At 58.1% G+C, this 8358-nt stretch carries 7 protein-coding genes and 1 pseudogene; 4 read left to right on the top strand and 4 right to left on the bottom strand.

What is annotated here, in order from left to right; all coding sequences use genetic code 11:
• Positions 1-427: 427 nt before the first annotated feature.
• The gene (locus DUT91_RS20535) at positions 428-1954 is read right to left on the bottom strand and encodes a hypothetical protein (protein ID WP_114442356.1); all 1527 of its coding nucleotides are present in this window, start codon (positions 1952-1954) and stop codon (positions 428-430) included.
• A 239-nt stretch (positions 1955-2193) separates the two neighbouring features.
• Here DUT91_RS20535 and DUT91_RS20530 point away from each other — a divergent pair, with 239 nt between their 5' ends.
• On the top strand, positions 2194-3372 hold the full coding sequence (locus DUT91_RS20530; protein ID WP_114442355.1) for a Fic family protein: 1179 nt from the start codon (positions 2194-2196) through the stop codon (positions 3370-3372).
• Positions 3373-3554: 182 nt separating this feature from the next.
• Here the strand turns inward: DUT91_RS20530 and DUT91_RS25580 are convergent, their stop codons facing one another.
• Complete coding sequence (locus tag DUT91_RS25580; protein WP_147272225.1) at positions 3555-3986, bottom strand: hypothetical protein; 432 nt, start codon at positions 3984-3986, stop codon at positions 3555-3557.
• A gap of 24 nt (positions 3987-4010) precedes the next feature.
• Positions 4011-4241, bottom strand: a complete 231-nt coding sequence (locus tag DUT91_RS25575) for a hypothetical protein (protein ID WP_147272224.1) — start codon at positions 4239-4241, stop codon at positions 4011-4013.
• Positions 4242-4466: 225 nt separating this feature from the next.
• Here DUT91_RS25575 and DUT91_RS27540 point away from each other — a divergent pair.
• A pseudogene (locus DUT91_RS27540) lies at positions 4467-4892 on the top strand (transposase); the annotation flags it as partial.
• 791 nt (positions 4893-5683) lie between these two features.
• Here the strand turns inward: DUT91_RS27540 and DUT91_RS20505 are convergent.
• Positions 5684-6535, bottom strand: a complete 852-nt coding sequence (locus DUT91_RS20505) for an alpha/beta hydrolase family protein (RefSeq protein WP_114442351.1) — start codon at positions 6533-6535, stop codon at positions 5684-5686.
• A 77-nt stretch (positions 6536-6612) separates the two neighbouring features.
• Here DUT91_RS20505 and DUT91_RS20500 point away from each other — a divergent pair, with 77 nt between their 5' ends.
• Together DUT91_RS20500 and DUT91_RS20495 are read left to right on the top strand one after the other, a co-directional pair.
• The gene (locus DUT91_RS20500; RefSeq protein ID WP_114442350.1) at positions 6613-7182 is read left to right on the top strand and encodes a TetR/AcrR family transcriptional regulator; all 570 of its coding nucleotides are present in this window, start codon (positions 6613-6615) and stop codon (positions 7180-7182) included.
• 207 nt (positions 7183-7389) lie between these two features.
• Complete coding sequence (locus DUT91_RS20495) at positions 7390-8358, top strand: Bug family tripartite tricarboxylate transporter substrate binding protein (protein ID WP_114442349.1); 969 nt, start codon at positions 7390-7392, stop codon at positions 8356-8358.

The following is an 8358-nucleotide window of genomic DNA, read 5'->3' as shown; positions in this document are numbered from 1 at the left end:
AGACAGAGGGACAAATCACCAAGCTTAAGCTCATCAAGCGCCAAATGTACGGGCGTGGCAAACTCGATTTGCTCGAGGCACGTATCCTCGGAGCGACCTGATGTCACCGAGATTGCGTCAGAGCCAACATTCCGCGCCGTTTTCAGCAAGCCTACTCAGCCGAAGTACGCGGCGTCGTCGACGTTACGTGTGATGCGATACCAGACATCTTGATGGCAATTGCACACGCTCAAGACATCGCGCTTGACCATCCAACATCTGAGCAACGCGCGTCTACGCTGTCGATGTTCAAGAACCTGATTGCTGCCGCGCTAGAGAAGGGAAAGGCGCGTGATGAACTGCCGTCCATCCACATATATGCGAGCTTGCATGCGTCGCTTCGGTGGAACAAGGGACGCAAACTTCGCGCAAACGATCTCTATGATTTTCAACATGCGATTGCGGCGTTGGGATACGCTAACCTTTTCCTCACAGAGATGCCCAGTTCGTGAGACGGGATAAACTTCGCGCACAACTTGCCGACGTCGCGCGTGAGTTGCGCATGATCGATGTCATGACCGGACAAGGCGAGCTGAACCGTGATCAGCAAACGCCACGGTCCTAGCGGGGATGTCGCCGCCGCGAAATCGAGAAGGGCCTGGCCGTGACCGTCAGCGATGAGACGAGACACAACATCAAGCCCGACGCGCAGCCTAACCTCAGGCGGCCTCCGGCGCTGCAAGTCGCGCATCGCCGCATCGACTCCTGCAATGCGGAATACCGCTTCGACTAGGGCCGCTATGTCACGGTCCTCAATTTTCCATTCGACATGGCGTCCCTGAAATTCTCCATCCTTGCGCCGCGGGCGCTTGCTGACCCAAGCATCGTACATCCGAAGGTAATGAAGCGTACCGACGCGATCATCCTTCAAACTGGCGCTCAGCGCACAATGAGCGAGGACCGACCCGTGACTGGGAGCGCGGTCGCGATCGGGAAGCGTTCGCCGCAGCAGTGAGGGGCCGCTAAACTCGACTGAAAGGTCCACTTCCTTGTCAATGAGATCGTAGAAGGCTCCTTCGTCGTGCTGGGCTTCAGCCCCAATGAGAATGGTTTGTACTGCTTTGACAGTGTCGCCAGTTTCTCGGCACGTTGCGAGTGCAAGAGTCAGACGCCGAATTTGAATCTCGCGCCGTAGCAACGGATCTCCGACTGCCGCGACATGTCCATCCGCGTCGAGCACGGTGAAGATATCGGAGATGCGACCGGCCTTCACAAGAAAGTCGATGACGTATGTGCTGCAATACGCGTCGCTGCGATAATGCGACCAAAAGTACTCGGCGATGCGTGAAACGGTATCCGCCTGGTCGAGCTTTTCGTCTTCGCGAACGACGGCGCGGTGTAGGTGCCAATAGCTGTCGCCATGGCGGCGCATGTGCAGATCCAGCGCCTCCCGGAGGGTTGGCGGGTCGAGCCACGGGTCGAGCCACTCCTCAAATAAAGGCTTAGGAAATTCCTCGATGATGCGAGGTTTGGCGCCGGGCTTCTGCCGTGTCGACGCAGGTCTTGGCTCCGATTGCTCCCTAGGGCCAATTCGCAGGGCAGTGCCCGGCTTTTCTTTAGGCTGCCGCGGAGGACGGCCGTGTCGCGGACGTGGCTCGGAATCGCGAGCCTTTCGGATCTTGGCCGAAGGGCGATCAGCCGGACTTTGAGTGTTCCGTACAATCGCATCCAGAGCCGGTTCAATCACCGCCCTCGCGCCCCGAATAGCGTCCCTGTCGAGGCCACATTGAAGGGCGATTTCGTTCCAATCGTAGCCGCGCACCTTGCGAGGCGGCATTTGCGACTGGGCGATCAGACCGAGGAGAAATTCTTTGATCCGTGTGCTGTCCCGCGGGGGCAATGCGGGATCGACACGGAGGCGGCAGAAATCGGAGATCTTGCGGGCAAGCAGTTTGGTATGCGGAAGGTCAGGCATGTGAGTAGGCTATGAAGATTGTCCACGACGTTTGACGAAGGTCGCGGTCCTATCCGATTCGTCGCATCGGATGCCTAATCTCCTTGCCAATACGCTGGCACTGCCGATCGGACGGCTTTATGCTTCTGATGGAGCAGGCCGAGAGTGACGAGCCTATTTAAGCGCGCTTACGTTAGCATCTCCGTTATTTAAGTGCCGATGGGATTGTTTAAATAGCGCCACCCTGCCAAGATGGCGCTATGACCGATTCCGACGCAGATCAGCGCCTTGGCCGATATGTCGAAACCCCTGTCGCGGGCGAGATCGTGCGCGCATTCGTTCCGCCGCCTCTGCCGCCGAAGCCGCAGATCGACGTGCTGGCTCTTCTGGAACGACTGAGCCTCGCCGAGCGCGCGCTCGGGCGACTGGATGGCATTACCATGCTGCTGCCACGCCAGGAACTCTTCCTCTATATGTATGTGCGCAAGGAGGCGGTGCTCTCGTCCCAGATCGAGGGGACGCAATCCACACTGACTGATCTTCTGCGCTTCGAGAACCAGGCCCAGACCGGGGAGCCGATCGACGACATCCGCGAAGTGTCGAACTACGTTGATGCGATGATGTACGGGCTGGAACGGCTGGAAGAGCTGCCATTGTCGTTGCGCCTGATCCGCGAGATGCATGCTCGGCTGCTGCAAAGCGGACGCGGCGGCACCAAAAGCCCGGGTGATTTCCGCCGTTCGCAGAACTGGATCGGTGGCTCACGTCCCGGCAATGCGCTCTATGTGCCACCGCCCGTCACCGAACTCGATGCCTGCCTGGATGCTCTGGAGCGTTTCATTCACGAAGACGGATCGCAATTGCCGGCGCTGATCAAGGCCGGACTGCTGCATGTCCAGTTCGAGACCATCCACCCGTTCCTTGATGGGAACGGCCGTATCGGCCGCCTTCTGGTGACACTGTATCTTTGCGTCAACGGGGTGCTCCGCAAGCCGCTGCTCTATCTCAGTCTGTTCTTGAAGACGCATCGTGCCGACTACTATCGTCTGCTCCAGGAGGTGCGAGAAAACGGCAATTGGGAGGCTTGGCTCGACTTCTTCTTGGCGGGTGTAGCCGAAACGGCGAACCAGGCTTTCGAGGCGGCCACCCGGATTGTCGACCTCTTCAAGGAAGATCGCGAGCGGATCACGAACGAAAGTGACCGTGCAGGCTCGGCACTCCGCATCCACGACCTCTTTCAGCAAAACCCGTTCCTGACCTCCAACCAGCTTGTCCAGCAGACGGGCTTGTCGGCGCCGACAGTCAATGCGGCCTTGGCCGACCTGGAGAAGATGGGCATTGTTGAAGAGATCACCGGGCGCAAGCGGGGGCGGGTGTTCAGCTACCGACGCTATCTTGCGATCCTCAGTGAGGGGACAGATCCTTTGCCCGACAGCTGAAATCCTTCACGAGCCGAGCTCACCTCATAGTCAGCAACTGCCGCGCCAGCAAATGAGCGACCTTATCGGTCCGATGATGCGGTCCAACTTCAAAATTCCAAGAACGATCAGGTGGTCTTCCTAATGGGCAACCGAATCTAGCTTGCATTGTCATCCTGACAATGTCGATCATGCCCGGCATATTAATCTACTCTCTCGAGCGTAAAAACAGCGGAGTCAATGCTGATCTCTTCAGATACTCCTAACTTTTCCAGTATTATAGGCATGATTTTGTTAATGGCGCGCATACCACACAAAAGTTCGTTCATGTAAATATCTGGGTGTAGACGAACGGAATTCCGCCCGAGACTTTCAAGTTCTGCCATGCGCCCTAGATCCTCATGGGGAAAATAAACCAAGTCTAACAGTTCCGCTCGAAGAGGGGCGCCTGCTCGGATTGCCTTATGTTTAACAAGATTTAACCAGCTCCGGTATTCCTTTCGTGTACGATGTCGAAACTCATTAAATTTAGGAGCGAACGCCGGATCTACCTCTATCTTGGACGCAGCGAGATCCATAAGGCATGGCTCAATATTTCCGGCTGGAGAATCGAAAAGATCGAGATCTTCGTCCATAATCAGTTCGTCTACGTAGGCTGCCTAGAAACCATACACATCGTTGAGGGCATGGTAGATCGCTCTAATGAGCGAAGTGAAAGTATGCTCTTCGAGAGCTTCTATTCTTTTTTCATCATCTTCATCTTTTTCGAAAAACCGTACATTATAATCAAACTCTAATTCCTTCGGGAAATCTTGAGGAATGGCTACTCCCATCTCCCGAAGGGTATGAAATGTCTGCCATCCCAGTAGCCCTAAATCGTCATCGGCCAATGGCGCCGTGTCGTAGCCAGTTTCGGCGTTCTCCGAAATTAGCTGAGCCAGAAAATGAAGAAGACTGTTCCACTTTCTTGCTTTTTCGGTGGATCCGGACCACGTTCCTGCTCGATGGCCTTGATCTGCTCACGCACCAGACGTAGCCGCGAACGTCGGATTGACCCACGGATTCCCAGGCGCGCGAGCGCCGCCTTTCTGCGCAAGCTGGAGACGGCCGCGGCTGCCGAAAAGGGACCTCACGCGATGGTTCGCCTGATCTCGAGCGTCATCGGCGTCGGCGTCGAGACTGCGGATATGCTCGTGCACGAGGTCTTATCCCGCAACCTTCGGGATCGAAAGGCGGTCGCGCGCTATGCCGGTCTCATCGGCTCTCCAGATGAAAGCGGCGCGCGACGGCGCGAGTGAGGTCTGGCAAGAACCGGCAATGCTCGGGTGCGGCGTGGGATGATCCAGCTCGCCTGGCGGTTTCTTCGATTCCAGAAGGATAGCGCTTTGGCGCAATGGTTTCAGAAGCGGACCGAGGATGGTCGCGGAGGCACCCGCAAGACCATGATCGTAGCTGTGGCGCGGCGTCTGCTCATCGGGCTCTGGCGCATGGCCACCATGGGCGAGATCCCGCAGGGCGTCGCATTGCGTACGGCTGCGTAACAAAGAAGGAAATACTAAACTATCGGAGCCCAGAGTGCCAATCGCGCCAGGCTCCCAACGATCCGAGGCGGTGGCGTACCGGCTTGGCACATGGGCTTTTCACCGTGATTAAGAATGGTCCCGCCGCCCCGGAGCCTTGCTCGCGATGCGCATTACTGCATCATGGTACGGGTCTCAGCACCCGCCGCAAACAAGTACGCGAGAGCATTGTCTCGCACCTGGCAGGCTCCCCTCGGCATCGGCGTCCGGCACGATCGCAGTCCCAAGCTTCGCTCATGTGGGCCAGCGCTCCTCGTCATGAATCGACCAGGCCTGCAATCAACGAGGGCCATGAATGGATGCATGAAAGACTGTTGACAAAAACATCCCCATACAAGTGCCAATGGGCCCTTTGGGTGAGAGTTTATTCTGCTTTCTCTCGATGAGTATCCATCGCCAGATTTTTACGCAGCAGTACGAAATAGGCCGCTACGGTCGCCGGCAGGAAGAGATTTTAGTTGAGCACAGGATGATGGCGATGATCGCAAGTAAAGATGGGCGCAGGCCCCCGCAACCAGTTCAGACATAAATCGCTCGTTATTTCAATTTAACATAGCATTGGTCGCCTTCAGGCGGCTTTTTTGCATTTTGCGTCTGCCATATCGTCGTTCAATATCGCATTAGCATCACCTGAAAACCGGACAGTTACGCAGGGTATTCCACTTTTCTTCCACTGTTATAAGAAGTGCTCAGTGGAAGTATGCAACAGCGATGTAGGCAGAGATGCTAACGCGGGCCGCTGAACGGGTGAATCAGCGTTCCAGTAGAGTCAGCCAGACCAGCGCGTTGCGTCTGGAGAAAACTTCTATGTGGCCGAGGGACGACAAACCGTAATCCGCAGGCTGCAGCATCCGGTAATCCACCCGTCCTTTGGGAAAGGCGTTCGCAAAGCGTTTTACCGCGACGGGCGGTACGACTACGTCATCTGCCATGGTCAGCATGCGCAGTTGCGGTCCATCGGCACCGAAATCCGGTTCGGACAGGCTCACGCCGATGTCGCTTTTAAAGAAATCCCGGCTGATGCACCATTTGCGCCATTGCCAGTAAACGCCCGCCGGCAGGTCTTCGCCCAAGAGCAATCTCCGTCCGGGAAGATAATTGGCGAGCGCGGTTCCGATGGGGCCGACCAGAAACCAGAACGCGAGGGCTTTCGGTCGATAGCTCCACGGATGGTCGCTGAAATGCGCAAACCCGGCACCGATGGTGGTGATTTTCTCAAACCGCGCGTCGAAGCGGCGGAACGGAAAGCCCAGCCCGCCGAGCGAGTGGCCGATCATCCATAAAGACCCCTCCGCGGCTAGCTCCGCAAGGGTGCGTTCTGCTGCGGCCTGATCGCGGACGGCCCAGTCGACTAAAGTTGCATCGCTCTTTCGCATGGCGCGATAGGCCGACCTGCCGAAGTCGCGATAATCATAGGTGAGGACACCGACGCCCCGTTCTGCGGCCCAGATCGCAAAGGACCGGTAGTAGCGCTGCGGGACACCGGTCGCGCCATGCAGGACGAGATGCGCGCGTGGCGCGCCCGAGGGCTCGTAGTAAAGACCTTGAAGCTGGGCCCCTTGCGCTTCGATAGTCACCTGCCGTGCTTCCGAATCCTGTTCCATTGCAACCTCCCTCTCGCTAGACCAGTTGGTCTAATACTATAGCTAGACCGTTCGGTCTAGACATTGTACAGAGGGCCATGACCGCTGTTCCCGCCCGTGATCGCCTCGTGCGAGCCGCTGCAAGCCTGTTCCGCCGGAAGGGCTATGACGGCGTTGGGCTTGCCGAAATCCTGGCTGTCTCCGGTTTGCCCAAAGGCTCGCTCTATCATCATTTTCCCGGCGGCAAATCCGAGCTGGCTAGGGCCGCGACGCTCTCGGCGGGGGGGGTGGTGGAAGAGTTGGTGAACGACGCCTTCGCCGATGCCGCCGATTTCCGAGAAGGGGCGGTCCGTACTTGCCGCGCGATAATCGGGCTGGCCGTTCAGCCGGACGGGGTGCTTGCCTGTCCAGTGATGAGCGTGCTGCAGGCCGCGTCCGATGAGCCGGAATTGCGCCGGGTCGCTAAGACGGTGATGTCCGGCTGGAGCGCCTGCCTTGCGGGCCATGCGGATCGGCTGGGTGTAAACGACGCGCGCGGTGTCGGGGAGCATCTTCTGGCGCTGTTGCAGGGCGCCTGGATATTGGCGCTCGCGGAACAGAACGGCGCGCCGCTTGAACGCCTCGCGACGCGCCTGGCGGCAGGCGAGGGCGCTAGGGTCTTTTCGTAAACGGAACGCGCAACGTCCGTACCGCCCGCTGTCCACCACAGAGATTCAGCTGAGAGCAATCAGAGGTGGCATTTGGATGTCGCGGCGTTCGCCAATCGGCGACCTGTCGCAACATTTGGAATCTTATATTGCATTTTATATCTATTTAATGCAGTTTAGAGGCGGCGATGGAGGATCGCCGTTTGTCATTGGGGAGGATCAATTCGAATGCGACAATTTCTTAAATCCGCTTTTTGCGTGGCGGCTCTCACGGGCATCATGTTCCAGACCGCGCCTTTGGCGGCTTCCGAGCTGGAACTTACCATCATGGCGCCTGCCGGTGCCGGCGGCGGATGGGATTCGGCGGCGCGCTCGCTGCAGGAGGTCATGATGGCGACCGGCCAGGCGAAAAGCGTCCAGGTGATCAATGTCCCCGGCGCGGGCGGCACGGTGGGCCTTGCCCAGTTCGTCGGCAACGCCAATGGGGCTTCCGATCAGTTGCTGCTGGCGGGGATAACCCTGGTCGGCGCGAGCATTTCCAACAATTCTCCTGTCGATCTGACGCAGGTAACGCCTATCGCCCGGCTCACCGGCGATCCTCTGGTCATCGTCGTGCCCAAGGACTCGCCGATCAAGACGATCGATGACTTGCTCGCAACGATCAAGAAGGACGTCGCGACGGCCATCTGGGTCGGCGGATCAGCAGGCGGGGCCGATCACATTCTCGCGGCCTTGGTGACCAAGGCTGCCGGCGCCGACCCCAGCAAAGTCAATTATATCGCTTATTCGGGTGGTGGCGAAGCGCTGGCCGCCATGCTGGGCGGGCAGGCCACGGCGGGTGTTTCTGGTTACGGCGAGTGGCAGGGTCAGATCGAGTCGGGTGATCTGCGCGCGCTCGCCATCTCCTATCCGGAGCCCATCGACGGCATCGAGGCGAAACCACTGAAAGCGCAAGGGCTCGATATCGAGCTCGTCAACTGGCGGGGTATATTCGCCGATCCTGATGTCAAGGGCGCTGATCTGGAAGCGCTGAAATCCGCGGTCGGCAACACCGTCCAATCAAAGGAATGGAAGGATCTGATCAAGGCGCGGGGATGGGCGGACTATTATGCGCCGGCAGATGAGTTCAAGACCTTCATCGCATCGGAAACGGATCGGGTCCGGTCGATCCTGACATCCATCGGGCTCGCGAAGTGA

Source organism: Paramesorhizobium salinisoli (assembly GCF_003335045.1).
Lineage (GTDB): Bacteria > Pseudomonadota > Alphaproteobacteria > Rhizobiales > Rhizobiaceae > Paramesorhizobium > Paramesorhizobium salinisoli.
This window is presented reverse-complemented; position numbering and strand designations above follow the sequence as displayed.